The organism is Collinsella sp. AM31-2AC, from assembly GCF_003469285.1.
GTDB classification, from domain to species: Bacteria; Actinomycetota; Coriobacteriia; order Coriobacteriales; family Coriobacteriaceae; genus Collinsella; species Collinsella aerofaciens_AT.
This window is the reverse complement of the sequence record NZ_QSJB01000051.1, coordinates 1-547: the sequence shown is the minus strand read 5'-3', so window position 1 is coordinate 547 and position 547 is coordinate 1. Positions and strand designations below refer to the sequence as shown.

The following is a 547-nucleotide window of genomic DNA, read 5'->3' as shown; positions in this document are numbered from 1 at the left end:
CGTCAAATCACGGTTTGTCGAGATGTTTAGAACCAAGACGCACGCATCATGGCCAATCGAAACAATTGGCAACTACAGCATAGAAATGCACTACGGCACTTCAGCAAAAGCCGGCGCCGATGGCGATTATGTCTACATCCGAATGAACAATATCACCGACGACGGCATCCTTGACCTAACCGATACAAAGCGAATCACCCTAAAGGGCCAAGCTCTCGAAAATGCTACCGTCCGCTATGGCGATATGCTTTTTAATCGAACCAACAGCATTGACAAGGTTGGGAAAACTTGCGTTTTTCATCAGTCAGAGACCATGGTTATTGCTGGGTACATCGTGTGCGTAAGGTTCGCTGACCACAGCTCTGCCGAATATGTATCTGGTTACCTGAATTCAAAGGAAGGAAAGCGAGTCCTTCGTAATATAGCGAAGGGAAGTGTCCATCAGGCAAATATCAGCGCAGCAGACTTGGCCGCTATTCCCATTGCAATTCCCCCGTTGTCCCTCCAACAGGAGTTCGCCGACTTCGCTGCCGAGGCGGACAAATCG

1 protein-coding gene is annotated in these 547 nt (G+C 49.2%); it reads left to right on the top strand.

From position 1 onward, the window contains the following. Window positions 1-22: 22 nt before the first annotated feature. A partial coding sequence (locus tag DW796_RS10350; protein ID WP_187362401.1) for a restriction endonuclease subunit S occupies window positions 23-547 on the top strand: 525 nt, incomplete at its 3' end.